Annotated in this window: 18 protein-coding genes; 8 read left to right on the top strand and 10 right to left on the bottom strand. The window is 39.7% G+C overall.

Going from position 1 to position 19,665, the window contains the following annotated elements; genetic code table 11:
- Positions 1 to 152: 152 nt before the first annotated feature.
- From ung to tal, 3 genes are all read right to left on the bottom strand, one after another.
- On the bottom strand, positions 153 to 854 hold the full coding sequence (ung, locus tag ACMAZF_RS16635) for a uracil-DNA glycosylase (protein WP_435274861.1): 702 nt from the start codon (positions 852 to 854) through the stop codon (positions 153 to 155).
- 72 nt (positions 855 to 926) lie between these two features.
- The gene (locus ACMAZF_RS16630) at positions 927 to 1,115 is read right to left on the bottom strand and encodes a DUF3545 family protein (RefSeq protein WP_435274860.1); all 189 of its coding nucleotides are present in this window, start codon (positions 1,113 to 1,115) and stop codon (positions 927 to 929) included.
- A gap of 112 nt (positions 1,116 to 1,227) precedes the next feature.
- The gene (tal, locus tag ACMAZF_RS16625) at positions 1,228 to 2,181 is read right to left on the bottom strand and encodes a transaldolase (RefSeq protein WP_435274859.1); all 954 of its coding nucleotides are present in this window, start codon (positions 2,179 to 2,181) and stop codon (positions 1,228 to 1,230) included.
- A 535-nt stretch (positions 2,182 to 2,716) separates the two neighbouring features.
- Here tal and yaaA point away from each other — a divergent pair.
- A complete protein-coding gene (gene yaaA, locus ACMAZF_RS16620) occupies positions 2,717 to 3,493 on the top strand; it encodes a peroxide stress protein YaaA (protein WP_435274858.1) in 777 nt (258 codons plus the stop codon).
- A gap of 13 nt (positions 3,494 to 3,506) precedes the next feature.
- Here yaaA and ACMAZF_RS16615 read toward each other — a convergent pair whose 3' ends face one another.
- Positions 3,507 to 3,959 (bottom strand): Lrp/AsnC family transcriptional regulator, encoded by a 453-nt coding sequence (locus ACMAZF_RS16615; protein ID WP_435274857.1) that lies wholly within the window; start codon positions 3,957 to 3,959, stop codon positions 3,507 to 3,509.
- 98 nt (positions 3,960 to 4,057) lie between these two features.
- Here ACMAZF_RS16615 and ACMAZF_RS16610 point away from each other — a divergent pair, with 98 nt between their 5' ends.
- Positions 4,058 to 4,651 (top strand): LysE family translocator, encoded by a 594-nt coding sequence (locus tag ACMAZF_RS16610; protein ID WP_435274856.1) that lies wholly within the window; start codon positions 4,058 to 4,060, stop codon positions 4,649 to 4,651.
- A gap of 76 nt (positions 4,652 to 4,727) precedes the next feature.
- On the opposite strand, the gene ACMAZF_RS16605 is transcribed toward ACMAZF_RS16610, so the two are convergent.
- The 4 genes from ACMAZF_RS16605 to ACMAZF_RS16590 all read right to left on the bottom strand — a co-directional run bounded on the left by ACMAZF_RS16605 (position 4,728) and on the right by ACMAZF_RS16590 (position 8,970).
- A complete protein-coding gene (locus ACMAZF_RS16605) occupies positions 4,728 to 6,134 on the bottom strand; it encodes a M20/M25/M40 family metallo-hydrolase (protein WP_435274855.1) in 1,407 nt (468 codons plus the stop codon).
- A 152-nt stretch (positions 6,135 to 6,286) separates the two neighbouring features.
- Positions 6,287 to 6,547 (bottom strand): 30S ribosomal protein S20, encoded by a 261-nt coding sequence (rpsT, locus tag ACMAZF_RS16600; RefSeq protein ID WP_435274854.1) that lies wholly within the window; start codon positions 6,545 to 6,547, stop codon positions 6,287 to 6,289.
- 317 nt (positions 6,548 to 6,864) lie between these two features.
- Entirely contained in the window at positions 6,865 to 8,385 is a 1,521-nt protein-coding gene (locus ACMAZF_RS16595; protein ID WP_435274853.1) for an FG-GAP repeat domain-containing protein, read from the bottom strand.
- Between the two features lie 135 nt (positions 8,386 to 8,520).
- The gene (locus ACMAZF_RS16590) at positions 8,521 to 8,970 is read right to left on the bottom strand and encodes a hypothetical protein (protein ID WP_435274852.1); all 450 of its coding nucleotides are present in this window, start codon (positions 8,968 to 8,970) and stop codon (positions 8,521 to 8,523) included.
- A gap of 456 nt (positions 8,971 to 9,426) precedes the next feature.
- Between ACMAZF_RS16590 and murJ the strand changes: the two genes are divergently transcribed.
- The gene (gene murJ / locus ACMAZF_RS16585; RefSeq protein WP_435274851.1) at positions 9,427 to 11,001 is read left to right on the top strand and encodes a murein biosynthesis integral membrane protein MurJ; all 1,575 of its coding nucleotides are present in this window, start codon (positions 9,427 to 9,429) and stop codon (positions 10,999 to 11,001) included.
- A 67-nt stretch (positions 11,002 to 11,068) separates the two neighbouring features.
- Here the strand turns inward: murJ and ACMAZF_RS16580 are convergent, their stop codons facing one another.
- Both ACMAZF_RS16580 and ACMAZF_RS16575 read right to left on the bottom strand, forming a co-directional pair.
- Entirely contained in the window at positions 11,069 to 11,950 is an 882-nt protein-coding gene (locus ACMAZF_RS16580) for a TraB/GumN family protein (protein ID WP_435274850.1), read from the bottom strand.
- Between the two features lie 53 nt (positions 11,951 to 12,003).
- Positions 12,004 to 12,246 carry a hypothetical protein gene (locus ACMAZF_RS16575; protein ID WP_435274849.1) on the bottom strand — a complete coding sequence of 81 codons (243 nt, stop codon included), beginning with the start codon at positions 12,244 to 12,246 and terminating at the stop codon, positions 12,004 to 12,006.
- Between the two features lie 322 nt (positions 12,247 to 12,568).
- On the opposite strand from ACMAZF_RS16575, the gene ACMAZF_RS16570 reads away from it, so the two are divergent.
- From ACMAZF_RS16570 to fkpB, 5 genes are all read left to right on the top strand, one after another.
- Positions 12,569 to 14,797 carry a winged helix-turn-helix domain-containing protein gene (locus tag ACMAZF_RS16570; RefSeq protein ID WP_435274848.1) on the top strand — a complete coding sequence of 743 codons (2,229 nt, stop codon included), beginning with the start codon at positions 12,569 to 12,571 and terminating at the stop codon, positions 14,795 to 14,797.
- Positions 14,798 to 14,897: 100 nt separating this feature from the next.
- Positions 14,898 to 15,821, top strand: a complete 924-nt coding sequence (gene ribF, locus ACMAZF_RS16565; protein WP_435274847.1) for a bifunctional riboflavin kinase/FAD synthetase — start codon at positions 14,898 to 14,900, stop codon at positions 15,819 to 15,821.
- 63 nt (positions 15,822 to 15,884) lie between these two features.
- Positions 15,885 to 18,710, top strand: a complete 2,826-nt coding sequence (gene ileS, locus ACMAZF_RS16560; RefSeq protein ID WP_435274846.1) for an isoleucine--tRNA ligase — start codon at positions 15,885 to 15,887, stop codon at positions 18,708 to 18,710.
- Complete coding sequence (lspA, locus tag ACMAZF_RS16555; RefSeq protein WP_435274845.1) at positions 18,703 to 19,239, top strand: signal peptidase II; 537 nt, start codon at positions 18,703 to 18,705, stop codon at positions 19,237 to 19,239. Before ileS ends, lspA begins: the two co-directional genes overlap by 8 nt.
- Positions 19,239 to 19,664, top strand: coding sequence for an FKBP-type peptidyl-prolyl cis-trans isomerase (gene fkpB, locus ACMAZF_RS16550; protein ID WP_435274844.1), 426 nt, complete (start codon positions 19,239 to 19,241; stop codon positions 19,662 to 19,664). The genes lspA and fkpB overlap by 1 nt, the downstream gene beginning before the upstream one ends.
- Position 19,665 lies beyond the last annotated feature (1 nt).

The following is a 19,665-nucleotide window of genomic DNA, read 5'->3' as shown; positions in this document are numbered from 1 at the left end:
CAATTTTAAACCGTTGTTGACAAACAGACATAGAATTACAGAAGCAGTAAGTGATAGTTTTAGCATAGGATTACCTTAATCTATTAGGAGCCTATGCATAATGCCACTATACCTCTGTCGGTTAAGTAAGCTAATGTAAGCGCACCGATTCGTTAATCAATCCGCCAGTCTATGGCGTTGCGTCCTTTTGAGAGTAGATAATCATTGGCTTTACTGAAGCACTTTGACTCCAAAAAAGCGGGAGCTGTTTTCATTTTTTTGTAAGCGCCAAGCGGACTGGGGTGAGACGTTTTTATCACGGCATGTTTTTCAAGATCTATTTTGGCACAGCATTTATGCGCAAAGGCTCCCCAGGCTAAGAATACGGTATTATTTGCGTATTGGTTGATGAATTCTATAGCTGCGGCGGTGAATTGTTGCCAACCTTTTTTAAGATGACTTCCTGCTTTACCTGCCTCGACAGTTAAGGATGCGTTGAGTAAAAAGATTGACTCTTCGTTGAACCAACGGCTCAGATCGCCATGTTGCGGTGCGATAACACCAAGATCTGTCTGGAGCTCTTTATAGATGTTTCTCAGACTTGGCGGAATTCTTTCACTTTTAGGTACGCTAAATGACAACCCCATTGCTTGATTTTCATTGATATATGGATCTTGACCGACAATGATTAGTTTTATATCAGCTAAAGGCATTTCAAATACTTTGAACCACATTGAAGCAGGTGGGTATATTACAATACCATCATTTTTTTGTTGTTCTAAGTAAGAAAGTAACTGACTAATGTAGTCTTTTGAAAACTCTTGTTGGAACAGTGGTAGCCAAGAAGAATGAATAGTTGTGGGGATAGTGTTCAAGTATATACCTAGTTTATTTTCTGCATAAAAAAAGCGCCTTAATGGGCGCTTTTTATTTTGAATGAATCAGCTTTAAAAATCGAGAACAAGGTCATCAATATTATACTCATGACCTAAATCTAAATCAGTTAGCTCTTTTGCTAATCGTTGTCTATCCTGAATGGCTTCAATTTCACGCCACTTTTTCTTTTTACTGCCTTTAGGGCGACCGCGTTTCGCTGGTACTGCATCGTAGTTCGCCGCAAATTCTAACCTGTCCATGGTTTACTCCTTCTGCTGAATAATTGGTTAATAATTAACGCATTATGCAGGAGGAGTCAATAAAAAAATAAAACTTTTTTAGTGACTTTGCTCAACTTTTAGTAGCTAAATACTAGTTCCATTGGGCTAGTAGCATATCTTCTAGCTTATTCTGATCGACCGCAAAATTACGAATGCCTTCAGATAGCTTATTCGTTGCCATTGGGTCTTCGTTCATTTCCCATCTAAATTGTGCTTCTGTTAGAGAGGCTGGTGCCGTCTGCTGCTCAAAGTTATTTACAAGCTTTTGAACAACATCGCCTTCAGCGTCTTCAAGTTCTTGCAACAAGTTAGGGCTAATCGTTAGTTTGTCACAGCCAGCAAGTTCAAGAATTTCACCGGTGTTTCTGAAACTTGCGCCCATTACGACAGTATTGTAACCATGAGTTTTATAGTATTCGTAGATTTCTGTTACAGATACTACGCCAGGATCTTCATGGCTTGCGTATTCTTTCTTATCTGTATTAGCTTTATACCAATCTAGGATACGACCGACGAATGGTGAAATTAGGAATACATTCGCTTCTGCACAGGCTTTCGCTTGAGCAAAGCTAAATAATAAGGTGAGGTTACAGTTAATGCCTTCTTCTTCTAGCTCTTTAGCAGCGCTAATACCTTCCCATGTAGAAGCAAGTTTAATTAAGATCTTGCTCTTATCAACACCAGCATCTTTATACATCGCAACAAGTTGTTTTGCTTTGGCTACAGACGCTTCCTTATTGAACGATAAGCGTGCATCAACTTCAGTCGAAATACGACCAGGGATGGTGTTTAAAATTTCACGTCCGATAGCAACGGCAAGGTAATCACTAGCGCTTGAAAGTTGCTTAGCTTGAGATTCGCCATTTGTTTTACCAAAAGCGATAGCGTCGGTAACCAATGATTGATATTGCGGTAGTTGAGCTGCTTTTAAGATTAACGATGGGTTAGTCGTTGCATCTTCTGGGTTGTACAGTTTAATTGCTTCAAAGTCGCCAGTGTCAGCAACAACAGAAGTCATTGTTTTAAGTTGTTCTAATTTGTTCATTACGGTATTTATTCCTAATAAGGCAAGCGCTTTAGTGAGTATACTAAGGGCCTGTGGCTCTCTGAAGAAGGCTTTTGCAGCGAATTGTTTGGGGTTTATACAAGGCAGAGACTGCGACGCTTAGTGGGCTAAGCTAGCAGGCGATAACGCCATATAAATCACGAACAAACGCTGTCCTTCGGATGCAATGACAAGACATTATCGCTGTGTTTTTCGTCGCTCGCCTAGGTAAACTAGGTGTCGCTCCTCATGCCGTGCGAAACATTCTTGTCAATTGTACAAAATTCATTCTTCAAAGAACAACAGGCCCTAAATACTGCTGAGCGGTTTAAATTTTGTTGTAATTACATATACCATGTAATTTAAGAGATCCAAAGGCTAATTGTGTAATTTAATTACGAGAAACTTAAAAACTGTCACTTGTGTCATGAATTCGTTATTCTGGTCACATTTATTCTTGTTTAGCGCAAGGTTGAATTGCCTGTATTACTTAGTACAATAACCGAAAATATTATTGATTAAGGTGCTTTATAAAATGCTAGCAGTCATCTCTCCAGCAAAGAAACTCGATTTTGAAACTCCGGCAAAAGATTTGCCAGCAGGCCAGTGTGAATTGCTAGGTGAAGCTGAGATCCTAATGGAACGTTGTAAGGAACTTTCAGCCAGTGATATTGCGTCATTGATGAAGCTTAGTGATAAATTAGCTGGCCTTAATGCTGCGCGTTTTGGTGAGTGGGCTACGCCATTTAATACTGAAAATGCTAAGCATGCTGTGCATTCATTTAAAGGCGACGTTTATGTCGGACTAGACGCTGACACGTTGTCTAACGATGATCTTGAATTTGCTCAATCACATCTGCGTATTTTATCGGGTCTTTATGGCTTATTGCGTCCACTGGATTTAATGCAAGCTTATCGCTTAGAGATGGGTACTAAACTTGATAATTCTCGTGGCAAAAACTTGTATGAGTTTTGGGGCAACAAAATCACTGATACATTGAATGATGCTTTGAAAGAAGCAAGCAGTGAAGTATTAGTGAATTTGGCATCGACGGAATATTTTAAGGCTGTGAAAACTAAGAATGTTAATGCACAAATTATCACGCCAATTTTTAAAGATTATAAAAATGGCCAGTATAAAATTATTAGTTTTTACGCTAAAAAGGCACGTGGCTTAATGGTGCGTTACATGATTGATAAGCGCGTTTCTACGCCTCAAGAATTAGAAGCGTTTGATTATGAAGGTTATCAATATGATGCGGAGCAATCTAGCGCAAAAGAAATGGTATTTACACGTAAATTAGAAGCATAAATAAAACTCAGCGCTACGAACGCTGATCTTTAGTGGATTCCATAACTACGTAGGTCGATATAGAAGTGACTTGAGCTAATGTTCCTAGCACTTCTGTATGAAAATTTTTGTAGGTATTTAGATCACTGGTTTCAACCCGGATTAAGTATTCGTAAGAGCCAGTGATGTTATGGCACTCGACAACTTGATGTGCTATTGCCATAGCGGCCTCAAAGGCCAACTGAGAGTCTTTTGTATGGTTAGATAGGCCGACCATGACGTAAGCAACACAACCCACCCCTAATTCGTTTTTGTTGAGTACTGCGCGATAGCCGCAAATGACTCCACTACGTTCTAGTTCTTGCACACGGCGTAAACACGCTGATGGCGATAATCCTACCCGTAATGAAAGCTCGGCATTGCTAATTCGACCATCTTTCGATAGTTCGCGCAATATTCTTTCGTTAATTCGATCTAATTTATCCATAGGTTGCAAAATTAGCAGCATGCGTGCACACAAAGCAAGATAATTTCAATAGTTAGTCAATATAATTGTTCACAGATTAAATGATTAAGGAACTAGAAATGGCTATTGAATTACTTGTAGCATTGATTGTTTTTGCTGTTGTTTCAACGGTGACTCCGGGGCCAAACAACTTAATGTTAATGTCTTCTGGCGCTAATTTTGGCTTTAAACGCACTATGCCTCATATGGCTGGAATTACATTGGGCTTTGGCTTAATGGTGATATTAGTGGGCATGGGATTGATGACGGTATTTGATAAGTTTCCAATTTCTCATCTCGTGCTAAAAGTACTAAGCGTCGCGTATTTGATTTATTTGGCTTATAAGATTGCTCGTGCGGGAAAGCCAGCTCAAAGTGAAGTTGAAGGAGCTAAACCGTTAACATTTTTTCAGGCTTGTGCATTTCAATGGGTTAACCCAAAGGCGTGGACAATGGCGCTTACTGCTATCAGTGTTTACTCACCTGATCGCAGTTTGTTATCCATCGCTGTTATCGCGGCAATTTTTATCATGGCGAATGTGCCGTCAGTCGGTGTTTGGACGATACTCGGCCAAAAAATTAGTGTGTTGTTAAGTAACCAGCGCCGGTTAACAATTTTTAACTACACCATGGCAGTGTGCCTATTAGCGTCGATTTATCCGGTGCTTTTTTAATAATGTTGAAGGGGTATATCTGAATACAAAAAAGCCAGCACATGGCTGGCTTAATGTTTTGGCAAAATAAAGGGACTTATTTTGCTTTTTTCTTCGGTAACGGCAATAGCTTCTCATCAGCTTGTGCAGTTACATAGGCTACCACTGCCCAAGCAGCAACGTTTTGTGCAAGCTCAGTTGGGTTGATTTTGTCTAACGTATCGTTTGGCGTATGGTGGTAATCAAAGTAGTCGGTACCGTCTTGACGTAAGCTAAATACCGGCACACCTTTTTCTGGTAAAATTGATACATCTGGGCCGCCGCCAGCTTTGTTGTTACCACTGTTGATACTTAATGGTTTAAGTACCTTGTTGATATGTGCCATAACATCTAGGTTGTCTGGATGAACTTGACTATCAAAGCGCCAAATATTGCGCGCACCAAAATCAGATTCGCCGGCAAGTTTAATTTTATGAAGTTCTTTGGCATTGGCTTTACGGTATTCTTTAGCACCGATGAGGCCACCTTCTTCGTTAGCAAATAAAACAACGCGGATAGTACGCTTAGGTTTTAGTTTTTTGATTTCATGGGCAGCTGCCATCACGATGCCAACACCTGCACCATCATCTAGTGCACCGGTGCCTTCATCCCAAGAATCAAGGTGAGCGCCAATTAATATATATTCGTCTGGGTATTTGCTACCCGTAATTTCACCAATAACGTTATATGATGTTTTTGGTTTATAGGCACGGGTTTCTAATTCCATATTGATTGAAATTGGTAAGCCGCGCTTTTTCATTTGCATTAACATCATGGCATCTGAGGTTGAAATCGCGCCAGCTGGGATCTTATTAACGCCATCTTTGTAATTCATATTACCAGTATGCGGAAAACGAGAAGAGTCTGTGCCAATTGAACGAATAATAAGACCAATAGCGCCTTTTTTACTAGCAACTGATGAGCCGATTGAACGACCAGCAACGGTTGTGCTGTATTCTTTACCTTCTAAGTGACGGTGCATTCTCGCGTCAATATAGACGATTTTCCCTTTAACATCCTTTGGATTTGCTTGACGTAATTCATCAACTGAATCAAAGAATACTAACTCACCTTTTAATCCACCTTTAGGAGTAGCAATACTATCACCTAAGGCTGTAATCGCTAATGGTTGTGGAAATGGTGCTGTAACACTTGCTTTAGCAAACCCTCGCTCCCAGTGACGAACTTCAACAGGCTGCTTGTAAACTTTATCAAAACCTAACGCTTTAAATTTATCTTCTGCCCAAGCAACTGCAACTAGATCTGCTGGTGTACCGGCTAAGCGCGGTCCTACTTCAACAGTCAGCGATTCAACAATGTCGTAACCCAAGTTAGAGCGCAATGCGCTATCACGTAGTTGGTGAGCTTTTTCAAGTGATGCTTTGTCGACTGAGTCATTGGCTAATGTCATGCTAGGCATAGTTAGCGCACCAATCATAGTAAGGGGAAGAAGAAGAGACTTCATTGTAATTCCGTATTTGATTAAAGGACGGAAACATTCTAGGGATAGTCTTGCGTTAATACAATGGGCGCTTTGATGTTGTGGCTGCTAACTAAATTACAGGCATAAAAAAACCGGCTTAAGCCGGTTTTTTAACTACAACATCTAAGGTCGAATTAAAGCGCTTTGATAAGCGTGTTTAAACGAGACTTATGACGAGCAGCTTTGTTTTTGTGAATTAAACCTTTAGTCGCGTAGCGATCTAAAACAGGTTGAATTTCAGCAAATGCTTTAGTTGCATCTTCTTTGTTACCAGCTTCGATAGCTGACATAACTTTTTTCATGTACGTGCGCATCATTGAGCGACGGCTTGCGTTATGCTGACGATTTTTTTCAGCTTGAATAGCGCGTTTCTTAGCAGATTTAATGTTAGCCAAGGTGAACTCCTAGAACTTTACTTATGCGAGACTATTTTAAGGCCGGGGATTATGCCCGATTTATCACCTAATATCAATCGCGAATGATTAAAAGGGAGACATAACAGTCTCTACTTTGTTTAGTTTTACCACTAAAGGCAAAACTGACGCTGTTTTTACAAGTAAAAATAGCGATAACAAAGTTGGCCGTTATGATAACGGGCGAATTCTATCAACATTTAATGGTGAGTCCTAGCCCTAAATCAGATTTTATTTGAAGAAACTAAAAAATGTTAGTGAGTTCGCATTTGTTCTACTCAATTTATTTATTGTAAAGGTCAATATTTACTAATTAATACTTTAAATTGCTTTCTCTTTTCATTGCCGTCTAATCGTCCATATTTAAAGACAATGTCGTCTTTTCCATCGTTATTAATATCATTAACTTCAAAGAAATTACCGTCTTTAGGGAGTTGTGTTTTATATCGTTGCGAGCGTTTACTAAATAGTCGCTTGCCGTTTTGGCCTAGATAGACTTTTAACGTCTTTTCACCGCTAGAGAGTAGGAAGTCTTTTAAGCCATCACCATTTACGTCAAGTAATTCAACGACTGGGTTACCACTTTGGCCAGATGAAATACTGAAATTGAGTTCAACTTCCTTTTCGACATCGGCGTTTTCGGAGAATGCCAATTGATTGTCGAGTTGATAGAGATACACATCTTGGTCGATACTGCCAGACATCAACGCGCCGATGATTTGAGAAATGCCAATATCAAACCCTGAAAGTACTACCTCGAGTTTGTTGTCATTGTTGATGTCTAGTAAGCGCAGGCCTGTGAGTGTTCCTTCTCCTGTAACCACCGTATTCGCTTTATCATCAAAGGTTAATTTACCGTTGCGATTTTTTCCAAAGAAGACCTCAAAATTGTTTACGCGATCTAAAACGCCTAAGCTTTGGGTATATTTAACGACTAAATCGATCATGCCATCGCCATTGACATCGCGGATCTCTTCTAGCGAGCGATAGACTAAATTTGTTTGATCTAAACTATCACCAGACGCATCGCGTTTGTCCCACCAATTTACGCCGCTAATTGAGTCGTTTAATTTGATTTTATGAATTGAAAATCCATTATTTTCATTGTTTTGCACATGAGCGATGAGTTCGCCATCACCGACAGTTATCACGTCTTGTTTATTATCAAAATTAATATCGAAGACGTAGAGTTTTCGTTTAGTAAATTCGGCAGCGTCATTCTCCATGGCAATTTGTGGTTTTATATTTAGTTGAGTTTGCTGTGAGAAACTTTCATCTACGCGATAGATGTTAACGCCATTAAAGTGATGACTAAGAATATGACTATCACCGTTATTATCTAACTCAACGAGAAAGTCGCTTTTGGCGATGAATTGAGGGTTTTCGTCGAGAAACAAGCTTTGAATGTTGCCCAGTGTTTTAATACTCCCTTTACCAGCATCTGATGGCGGATGATAGAGCATCGCTTGATTGTGGTTCATGAAAAATATTTTCTGTTGCTGACCTTTTTTATATTCACTGATATCAAATCGAGAAATAGATTTATCGAGCATTATTTGATCGAGGACTTCGAACCCTTGACGATTCATCATCTGCTTATAAATAATTAACCAAGATTGATTGTCTTTGTCGACGCCTAGTGTAATGAGCTCTTTGCCTGGTATTGGTGATACGTCAGCAATCATCACGTTGTGGGTCAACGTCAAAGGGGAGTCGATAGTAAACTCACTAAAAAGAGATGAATGTTTAGCTGCCAGCACAGAAGTGGTGAAAAATACGATAAAACTGAGTAAAACAACTGAATATGTACGTTTAATCATGCTACTTTCCAATGTAAATTATCTTTTACTTCAATTAACTGAGTGATGAAACTACCACTCACGACATAGAGAATATTACGAACAACACATCCGGTTTAAGTTCCTCTATTAAATGTATCGATTTGTTACGAATGGCTAGTCACATGATTGAGCCGCGTGATACCAGACATTCTTAATAAGGTTTTTATCGAACTCGTAGATGGCAATACTACATTGTGATTTCATCTGACCGTTTGATTGCCATGATGCTTTTTCTAACGTGCTAACAAAATTGCCGTTTTCAAAAGCGTGCATTAGTGATGATTGAGTTGAATTGCCACCTTTTAAATATGGTTTCAACGCTTGCGCAAGTTGTTGTTTATTCTTCGTTTCGGTAGTTATTTTATTTGAATCAATATTCATCCATTGAATATCAGCGGTCATCACCGTTAGCATGGCATCCAATCGCCCTTGATTATAGTCATCAATATATTGCGTCAGAATATCGATATTGTTAATTCCTTGGCCAGCTCCTTTTTCATCAGAAGCCACTGCGTGGAAGGCGATAGATAATAGTAAAACAAGTAGTGTTGTTAATAATTTCATAGTAGTTCGGCATTGAGTTGAGTTTTAAGAGTGTATACCGTGAATTTGAATGAAGCACTATTTTCAGTATGAAGATTGAGTTGAACAAACTAATCTTACTAATTTTGATAAATCATGCTGTGGTTAAGGTGCTATTTAGATAGACTATACCCATGCTACTTGAAAATGCGAGTTTCAGAGCTCGGGTAGGACGCTAGTACAAGGCATGATTCTTAATTAATGGTTATTCCCTGATTATGAATCATAACGCCGTAATAGCTTTCTACCCGAACTCCGGCAGGGCAAGGCGATAAGCGACCAAATCCGTCGTTATAAAATATGGGTGGGGAATGACCACACCACCCATTTTATGCTTTGTCTTTGGCACGCTTCTCGACTTGCTGGATTCACGCATTTCCAGGTGGCATGGGTATATGACACAACTACCGATTTGGTTTTTAAGTTAGGGATTTTTCGTTGAGTAAAAAATTATTACGCTCAGGTCTCATTGTCAGTGTGATGACCTTTGTGTCGCGTATTTTAGGATTAGTACGTGACGTAATGTTAGCTAATGTACTGGGGGCGAGCGCTATCGCCGATGTGTATTATTTGGTAGCAAAAATTCCTAATTTTCTGCGTCGTTTATTTGCAGAAGGTGCTTTTGCACAAGCGTTTGTTCCAGTGCTAAGTGAATATCAAACTCAAAAAAGTGAAGATGAGGTTAGGCGCCTAATTGCCTATGTTTCAGGTACATTAGGGACCATTGTTACCGTTGTCGCAATTCTGGGCGTTATTGGTTCTCCTGTGTTAGCAGCGATATTTGCTAATGGTTGGTTTTTAGAATGGCTCAATGATGGCACCGACGCGCACAAGTATGATTTAGCCTCATTTATGCTGAAGATTACCTTTCCTTATATCTGGTTTATCACCTTAGTTGGATTATCAGGCTCTATTCTTAATGCAATGGGGCGTTTTGCGGTGTCTTCGTTTACCCCTGTGTTTTTAAATTTATCAATCATCAGCGCGGTTGTCTTTTTCTCTCCTCATTTTGATGAACCAGCTGTTGGGATTGCTTGGGGGTGGTTTTTAGGCGGTTTGGTACAATTGTTGTTTCAAATCCCATTTTTATACAAGGCAAAGATGCTTGTTCGCCCTAAATGGGGATGGAATGATGAAGGTGTGATTAAAATACGCACATTAATGATCCCTGCATTATTTGGCGTGTCTGTGGGGCAAATTAACTTACTGTTAGACACTGTAATAGCTTCTTACCTTAGTGGCGGTTCAGTGAGTTGGTTGTTCTATTCTGATCGACTTTTAGAGTTTCCTCTGGGTTTGTTTGGAATTGCTATTGCAACGGTTATTTTACCGTTATTATCACGCCAACATAGCGGTGATAATGCTCACTTCAAAGCGACGATGGACTGGGGCGTGCGGATGGTAATGCTAATGGGGATACCGGCAATGATCGGTCTTATCGTGCTGGCTCAACCGATGATTAACGTACTTTTTTACGGCGGTGCATTTAAAGAGCACGATGTTACGATGGCGGGATATTCGCTGACTGCTTATGCGTGTGGCTTATTGAGCTTTATGTTGATCAAAGTTTTAGCCCCTGGGTTTTATGCCCGTCAAGATACCAAAACACCAGTTAGAATCGGAATTAAAGCAATGATTGCAAATATGGTGTTTAACTTAATTTTGGTGTTAAGCCTTGGTTATGAATATGGCTATATTGGTTTAGCTGGCGCTACAGCGTTATCTGCAACTTGTAATGCTTTTTGGTTACATCAACGTCTAAAACAAGATGGTATTTTTGCTATTTCATCACAGACGATGATATTTGGCGCAAAGGCGTTGATGTCGGCGCTCGTTATGGCGGGGATAGTCGTTTACTTAATGCCTCAGCAAGGGTTCTGGATTGATGAAGACACATGGCTCAAGGGGTTGGAGTTAGCCAAGCTCATTGTTGTCGCTGCTATTAGTTATTTTGCTGTGTTTGCGGTATTAGGGCTTAGACCAAAACAACTAAAAAGCGAAGCTACTGATTAGTTCGTGTTAGAACGAAAAAGGCGCCACTAAAATGTTTTAGTGAGCGCCTTTTTTATTGCATTAGCTATTAAAGTTTGGTGACACTATACCCCTTTGCCTTTAACATTTTTAATACACTATCGTCGCCGGCAAGATGTCCTGCACCGACTAATACGAGTTCCTTGTCTTTGTCATTAAGCATCTCGCTAATTTGCGGAATCCAATTGCGATTGCGATCAGTGAACATAGATTGATAGCCTTGGGGATCTTTACTTTTGGCTTGCTCCAAGATAAGCGAGTCAATTGCGTTAATATCACCTGCTCTCCACGCTGCTATTAGTTGTTCTAACTGTGGCTTGAATTGACTCATTTCTTTAAGGGTTTCAAGAATGAATTTTTCTTCATTGTCCTTTCCAATATTGGCTAACATATTAAGCTGAAATTCTGCGGTTTCTAGGTAGTTAACTTCCTTATTGTCTTTTTTAGCTTGTTTGTCATAAAACGCATCAACACCTTCGCCAGCTAGTCCGGCTTTGTGAGCCTCCATTACCGTCATCATGCTCAGAACAAAACCTGGTTTAAAGCCGTTGAGTTCATCTAAGTTTAGCCCTAGGCCGCCTAGGTATTGTTTGAGCTCTTTATACGTTGATACGCTAATCTTTTGGCTCAAGGTTTCGCCAGCAGGGTAGGCTAGTTTTTGAATCATTGCCATTTGTGCTTCTTGATCTGTCGGATCAGGTAGTTTCGCTTCAAGCACAATCGAATCAGCCTGTTGATATGCTTTGTCGAATTCCGTTGGTAAAGGAAATTCTGAAGGAGGCAATATATGCACTGTACCAGCAATAAACAATTCGTTTTGACCATTGCTAACCTTCCAAACCGCCGCGTCTGCGGCAGCGAAGTTACTTAAAGCGCTAGAAATAAGAATGGCACTTACTGATAATGATTTTAGTAATTTAGTTGTTTTCATTGTAATTCTCTTTATGTATTAATTGTTTGATTTAGGGTTCAATTTTTTGATTATTAAAGGTTAAATTTAATCGATATTGTTTGGGATAACTGTTGCTCAAACTGTGAAGTCATTGAAGACATTAGTTGAGTAAGTTTTTCGTCACTTTTCTTCGTTATTTTTTGCGTTAACTTTTTCTGACCTAGGATATTGCTTTCTGCTGCGTCTGTCGTAGCAGCTTGGCTGTTGTTTGAGATAGATAGTGTTGCTACAAGTACAGTACTTAATGCGAGTAAGTTGATATTTTTGTTAGTCATGTGTATGTCCTCTTTGGATAAATTTGTTAAGTAATTTGTGTGTAATAGAGGAGCTATTTACTTGCTGCCTCGATTCTATGGGGACAAGATTAGTTAGAATTTTGGGGAAAGTCGCTTATCAAAGCATGAGGAATCAATTCATCACTATTAAGCTCTATTAATCGTTGTTTTTATTAATATAATTGGTTTATTATTGAAACCTTATTAAATCCTTATGAAGATGCTTATATTTGATAAGTATTGGGTTTAAAGTTTTTACTATCAATTGTTTAGAAGTTTTTTGTCGCTTTGCGGCCAGTAAGTGATTTGTGTGGAAGAATTAGTGAAAATTAAATTAGGACCTTGGCTTTTTATTAGTCAGCGTTGTCTTATTACGTCAGATAACACTGAAAGGGAGCTCGACCCTCTTAGTTTTAAATTACTCAGCTATTTTGTTAGCAATGAAACCCGTATCGTGACTCGCCAAGAATTAGTCGAGCGGGTATGGCAGCAATCATTTGTTGATGATAATGCAATTAATAGAGCGATTTCTGAATTAAGAAAGCAGCTGAGCCATCCTGAATTTAAAGCAGGAATGATTAAAACTCATTATCGCAAGGGGTATAGTTTAACTGTTAAAGTCGTGCCAGTAGCAATCGCCAATGATGTTCAACAATCAGAGACTCCTAGCATTCAATCTCAAGAAAATGATGTTGAGACTCCTACTAACAATAAAAGTAATGACACTCTTGAAAATAATGCTCATGGCAACGCATTGCTGAATCCAGAAGCTGTTTTGCCGACTAATTCGCCAAATTCTAATATTAATAGCTCGATTGCAAATAAAGTGACGCTTGTTTTAACGAGCGTTATCGTCTTGCTTTTGATAGTCGTAGGATACTTATGGTTTGCCGAAACAGACGCTAGCCAATCATCATTACCTTCAGAAATAACAATAAGTACGATTAAAAAACCAATAAAGCGCTACAAATTTTCTGTCACTTCTGCCACTTGGAATCAAGGGGCGGAATCTAATCCACTGTTGTCGCGCAATAAAGAGTTTTTTGCGTATAGTAATATTTATCAAGGCGTCGTTAACACACATGTTAAGCGCTCTAGTGATCAAGCAGAAGTTATTTTAAAAGTGCCTGATTACCAAGTTGGTGGGCTATCGTGGCAAGCAGGTAAAAATAAGTTATTAACGCAATTAGTAAATATTGATCGCAAAGAATGTCACTACGCCCTTTTTGATTTAACGGCTTTCCCTGAGTTAATGCCACCAACTAAGCTTAAGTCTTGTAGTTCAGTTCGCAATGGTTATGGTCAGTTAGATACTGACGCTAATTATTTATATTACACTGAATTGGTGCAAGGCTTTGCTGGCGCTGCTATTTATCAATACGATTTGAAAACACAACGTGCCAAAGTTTTAGTTCCACCAAGCGACAACCCAAGCGGGGCAATTCAACTTCGTCTTTCGCCTGATGGACGATTTTTAGCCTATTTAAAAGCGCAAGTTAAAGCGCCTATGCGAGTCTACATTATTGATCTAATAACCCAGGAAACACGCTTACTACACCAAATGTCGGCTGAGCATTTGAATTTTTCTCTTAACTGGTTTGATGATGGAAAACATTTACTCGTTAATGAGTTAAATAAGCTTATTAAAATTAATGTTGAATCTAAAGCCGTTGATATCGTTATGTTGCCTCAAAATGTTAAGCCCTTCTATTCAGCATTAGAATTTGACAACCAACTATTACTTGCACAACAAAACCTGCAACAATATCAACTAGTCATGGGACGACATCTATTTAGCGAAACAGCATCAGAATTTGACTATTTACATGCAACTGACAGTAGTGATTTCTATCCTGAAACTGCTAACTTAGAACAACATCGCCACTATTTTGTTTCGAATCGTACTGGCCGTAATCAAATATGGTTGAGTGACAATAAAGAGTTACAACAGCTCACTTACTTTGATGATGCCGCTAAGTTAAAAAGGTTAACACTTTCTCATGATGGTAAGCGATTACTATTTTTACAAGGTAATGAAATAGCATTCCTTGAACTAGCAACTAAAGAAGTTCACTTAATTACCGAGTTGGCTAATACCAGTATTACTGCGATGAAGTGGGGCAGTAAACCACAGTGGATATATTTCACCAGTGTTGTCAACGACCAGAAGCAGTTAGCGCGTTTTGATTTGATGACTCGTCAAACAACGTCTATTGAGGCGATAGATATCAAGAAGCTATTGGCAGATGGCTTAGGGAATGTTTTTTATTTGGCTGATAAAAAATTAATCAATGTTGAAAGTGGACGTGAATATGCTGTTACCTTACCTATAACGGGATTGGTTTTCGTTAACATGTCAGAAAATTATCTCTATGGCACCGATGCATTGAAAAGCTTTTATCGAATGTCGTTAGCAACTGGCAAAGTTGAAAATGTCGCTATTCCATTTAGACAGCGTGACTTTACTGTGGTGGATGACAACACAATTATCTTTACTAAACGTCAATATAATAATACGTCGATTAAACGAGTCTCTTGGCAAGAAGAATAGATTTTATTTTATGCTAAATAGGTCGACTATTTTAGCTGCGCCTTAGGTGCTAATGGTATATAATCCGCCAGTTTTATAGTGCAAGAGATAGCTAAGTTTTATGCAATTAATTCGTGGGATACACAACATCGATACGCAATCGCGTGGCTGTGTATTAACTATTGGTAATTTTGATGGTGTTCATTTGGGCCATCAAGAAGTGCTTAATGGATTGAAAAAACAAGCTAAAACGTTATCTTTACCAAGCACGGTGATGACCTTTGAACCGCAACCTCAAGAGCTTTTTAATGCTGACAAAGGACCAGCAAGATTGTCGCGATTACGTGATAAATTAAACTTGCTTGAGCATTATGATATCGAGCGTTTATTGTGTGTACGTTTTGACAGCAAATTTTCGGCAATGACGGCACAAGATTTTATCGAGCAGTTGTTGGTCAAAAAACTCGGCGTGAAATTTTTAGTGGTTGGCGATGACTTCCGATTTGGTTATCAGCGTCAAGGTAATTTCGAGATGCTGGTGGCTGCGGGCAAAGAGCATGGCTTTGAAGTGGTCAGCACTCAGAGCTTAAAGGTGTCGAATCATCGTGTAAGTAGTACGCTTATTCGTGAAAAATTAGCACTCGGTGATGTGACGAGCGCCACGGATATGTTGGGACATCCGTTTATTATTAGTGGGCGTGTACGTCACGGTGATAAAAAGGGCCGTACTATTGGCTTTCCGACGGCAAATATTGCATTAGATCGCAAAGTATCACCAGTTCAAGGTGTGTTTGCGGTTAGCGTAAATTTAGAGAATAAAGAATACATAGGCGTTGCTAACATTGGTAAACGACCAACGGTTAATGGACTACGTATTCAGTTAGAAATACATCTTTTTGATTTTGAAGGTGATATCTATGGTAAATGCTTAGATACTCATGTGCTTCATAAGATAAGAGATGAGAAGAAATTTGACTCTTTTGATTTGTTAAAACAACAAATTGAAAGGGATGTCATTTCAGCAAAAACGTATTTTGCTGGGTAATGATGTTGAGCTACTAATTTATAGACCTACTAATTTATAGACCTTTTATGGGCGTGAGTAATAATGAGTGATTACAAGAAGACCTTAAACCTGCCAAAAACTTCATTTTCAATGAAGGCAAACTTGGCAAACCGCGAACCTATGATGCTTAAAGCATGGGACAAAGCGGATCTTTACGGAAAAATTCGTGCAGCAAGAAAAGGCCGCAAGAGTTTCGTATTACATGATGGCCCTCCTTATGCCAACGGTGATATTCATATTGGTCACTCAGTAAATAAAATTCTTAAAGATATTATTATTAAGTCAAAAACCATTGCTGGTTTTGATGCGCCGTATATTCCTGGTTGGGATTGTCACGGCTTGCCAATTGAGCTTCAAGTCGAGAAAAAACACGGCAAACCTGGCCATAAAATTTCAGAAGCGGAGTTTCGTAAGAAATGTCGTGCTTATGCACAGCGCCAAGTTGATGGTCAGCGTAAAGACTTCATCCGTTTAGGTGTGTTTGGCGATTGGCAAAATCCTTACCAAACGATGAACTTTGATTTTGAAGCAAACATCGTTCGTTCGATGGGTAAGATCATCGATAATGGTCACCTACAGCAAGGCGCTAAGCCAGTTCACTGGTGTTTAGATTGTGGTTCTTCGCTAGCAGAAGCTGAAGTTGAATACGAAGATAAAAAATCACCAGCAATCGACGTGCGTTTTAACGCGGTCGATGAAGCACAAATTCTTGAAAAAATGGGCATTGATGCTGCAAATGGCGGTGAAGGCACCATTTCTACCGTTATCTGGACCACAACTCCTTGGACATTACCTGCTAACCGCGCGTTATCAATGCATGAAAAAGTTGAGTATGTGTTAATCCAGCTAACCAAAGATGGCGTGAAAGAGCGCTTGATCTTAGCGCGTGATTTAATGGATAGCGCCATGGAGCGTTATGGCGTTGAAGACTACAGCGTATTAGGTCAATGTGATGGTAGCGCGTTAGAGCTTGTTCGCTTTAACCACCCATTCTACGATTTTGATGTGCCGGTTATTTTAGGTGAGCACGTTACCACTGATTCAGGTACTGGTATCGTTCATACAGCACCGGGTCACGGTCAAGAAGATTACGTGGTTGGTAACAAATACAACATCGAAGTCGCTAACCCTGTGGGTGCTAATGGTGTGTATTTGGAAGACACGCCACTGTTTGCTGGTCAACACGTATTTAAAGCCAATGATGCCATTGTTGAAGTGCTTAAAGAAAAGAACGCGTTGCTAAATCATCAGCCGTTAGAGCACAGCTATCCGCATTGTTGGAGACACAAAACGCCAATTATTTTCCGTGCTACACCACAATGGTTTATCAGTATGGACAAAAATGGTCTGCGTGATGCAGCGCTTGGCGAAATTGAAAAAACACAGTGGATCCCTGATTGGGGTCAACAGCGTATCGAAACCATGGTACAAGGTCGTCCAGACTGGTGTGTATCACGCCAACGTACATGGGGCGTGCCACTAACTGTCTTTATTAATAAAGATACCAATGAGCTACATCCAAATACGTCTGAATTACTTGAGCAAGTTGCCAAGCTAATTGAGAAAGAAGGTATTCAAGCGTGGTTTGATATTGAGCCAAGTGAATTCTTAGGCGAGGGCGGTGAACAGTACGTTAAAGTAAGCGATACATTAGATGTATGGTTTGATTCTGGTGTAACTCATGCGTGTGTTGTTGATGCGCGTGAAGAATTAACTGGTCCTGCTGATTTATACCTTGAAGGTAGCGATCAACACCGTGGTTGGTTCCAATCATCATTAATGACGTCTGTCGCAATGAATGGCAAAGCGCCATACAAGCAAGTACTGACTCATGGCTTTACTGTTGATGGCGACGGCAAGAAAATGTCTAAGTCATTGGGTAACGTAATGTCACCACAGCAAGTAGTTAACCGTTTAGGTGCTGACATTCTGCGTTTATGGGTTGCTTCTGCAAACTACACGGCTGAAATGACGGTGTCTGATGAAATCTTAGATCGTAGTGCTGATGCCTATCGTCGTATTCGTAATACGACACGTTTCTTATTATCAAACCTGAACGGTTTTGATGGCAAAGACGATATCGTTGCTAATGAAGATCTAGTAGCACTTGATCGTTACATCGTTGGTCGTGCTGAACAAGTGCAACAAGAAATTATCGAAGCTTACGAAAACTACCAGTTCCATACTGTTGTACAAAAGCTAACGCATTTCTGTTCAATTGAATTAGGTAGCTTCTACTTAGATATCATTAAAGACAGACAATACACTGCTAAAGCTGATGGCCTGCCACGTCGTAGTTGTCAAACTGCGATGTACCATATTGCGCAAGCTATGGTTCGTTGGATTGCACCAATCTTAAGCTTCACCGCTGATGAAGTTTGGAAGTCATTACCAAACAATAACGAAGAGTTCGTATTCACGAGTGAGTGGTATGAAGGTTTAACAGCATTAAGCAATGACGAAGCACTAAACACTGAATTTTGGAATGAAATTCAAGACGTTCGAAATGCAGTTAATAAGGCAATGGAACAAGCCCGCCGTGATGAAGTGATTGGTGGTAGCTTAGCGGCTAACGTAACACTTTATGTTAGCGATGCATTAGCAACAAACTTAAACAAGATTGCTAGCGAATTACGCTTCGTATTGATTACATCAAATGTAACTATCGTGGCTGGCGACGCTGTTGAAGGTGCTGTTGAGACTGATGTTGAAGGCTTAAAAGTGTTAGTTGAAGCGTCAAGCGGTGAAAAATGTGACCGTTGTTGGCATCACCGTGAAGAAGTCGGTAGCAGCGAAGAGCATCCACTTCTTTGTGGTCGTTGTATCACTAATATCGATGGTGAAGGCGAAGAGCGTGCTTATGCTTAAGTCTGTTGATAGCACTAACAGCAAACCTGCATTAGCACAAAGTGGCTTAGTGTGGTTGTGGTTAGCTATTGTGAGCTTGGTCGTTGACCAAGCCACCAAGCTTTATGTATTGGCTAATTTTAAATTGCATGAGTCGGTAGACGTCATGCCATTTTTTAATTTTACCTATGCTCAAAACCGCGGCGCTGCATTTAGTTTTCTAAGTGAAGCTGGTGGCTGGCAACGATGGTTCTTTACTATCATTGCAGTGAGTGTCAGCGGTTTGTTAATCTATTGGATGCGCGGACTCCACAAGTCGACTAAAGGTTTAAATATTGCTTATGCCTTAGTGTTATCTGGTGCTATTGGTAATTTAATTGATCGCTTAAGCTATGGCTTTGTAGTTGATTTTTTACATCTTTATTACGAAGAGTATAGCTGGCCAGTATTTAACATTGCCGATGTAGCCATTTGTGTTGGCGCATTTTTAATTATCATTGACGCGTTTATCAATAAAGATGACAACGAGTTAGAGAAAGGATCGAAATAATGATCAAAGAAACAAGCGAAATTATCTTTCACGTGACCATGAAGCTAGAAGATGGCAGCGCCGCTGATAGCACTAAGGTGAATAACAAGCCTGCTAAATTACGCATGGGTGATGGAAGTTTATCGCCAGCTTTTGAATCTAACCTTATGGGATTAGCCAAAGGCGATGAAACAGAGTTTACGTTATATGCTAAAGATGCGTTTGGTGAGAATAACCCTGACAACATCTATCACATGGATCGCGCTAAATTTAGTGCTGAGGAATTAGAAATTGGTGCCATTATCTTGTTCGATCAACAAGACGGTGCACAAATTCCCGGTGTTGTTCGTGAAATTGTTGGTGAGTCAGTGACTATTGATTTTAACCATCCGCTAGCGGGGCAAACAATTACCTTCGCTGTTGAAATTATTGAGGTTAATGAGTAAT

Origin of the sequence: Psychrobium sp. nBUS_13, from assembly GCF_051201665.1 — a bacterium.
In the GTDB taxonomy this organism is placed as follows: Bacteria; Pseudomonadota; Gammaproteobacteria; order Enterobacterales; family Psychrobiaceae; genus Psychrobium.
This window is presented reverse-complemented; position numbering and strand designations above follow the sequence as displayed.